The 877-nt window shown below is 45.2% G+C and carries 1 protein-coding gene; it reads right to left on the bottom strand.

Annotated features, from left to right (window positions below; translation table 11 throughout):
* Positions 1-877 (bottom strand): putative solute-binding protein (locus A3762_RS27420; RefSeq protein WP_068755004.1); only part of this gene is annotated, 877 nt, incomplete at both ends.

Raw genomic sequence — 877 nt, 5'->3', positions numbered from 1 at the left:
CACCACGTGATGGATCAACCGAACAACGGATCTTCCACAATAGGCCAAGTGCTTTTGCATCAAGAACACCCTCGTCACGAAGTGACGCACGGATTTCAGTACGGAACTTCTCTAGAGCTGCTTGAGAATCTGCATCAGTTTTGATCCAGTACTTAGCAGGAATTGCAGCCTCTGCATCATCAACCATTTTGTTGATGTCTGGTAGGCGAGCAAGAATGTACTCACGCATGTTTTGACCGAATTCAGGAGCAAAACGGTCTTTATGAGAAATCATCTGCATCATACCGTACAGAAGCTTCTCATCGATGATACCGCCTTTTTCGCCAAGACCATGATACAACTCAAATACGTCGTAACCTAGCGCAACCATTGGTAGGATGTCGATGTTACCGTTATTGAACTGGCCAGAGAACGTAGCTAGCGATGTACCAACTGGAGATGCACCAGCTAGATCTGCAAACTTGTGGCTCTGTGGATCTTCGTTAAGTACAGATACTTTCTTACCACTGAACTCAGGAACAGTATCAATATCACGATCGTTTACGAACAAGTAAACAGAACCAACAGGAAGCGTACCAACCATTTCGTAGTTGCCATTCGTTAAGAAAGGAGCCAACTTAGGGTTAGTCAATGTTTTAAGAACACGAGCTAGACCTTCTTCGTCAATGATACCGCCAAGCGCATCAAGCGTACCGCCAAATGGCACGTAAGGACGACTAAGGATTGCTGTTAAGAAAACAACATCACATAGGCCTGCTTTAAAATCGTTTGAAGCTACTTTTTCATCTGTGTAAGCAGCGATTTCGATGTCCATGCCCCAACCGATACCTTTAGCAGTAAGGTCAGAGAAGAACGCCACAGCAGGGCCGTTTTTACC

Source organism: Oleiphilus sp. HI0125 (assembly GCF_001635355.1).
This window is presented reverse-complemented; position numbering and strand designations above follow the sequence as displayed.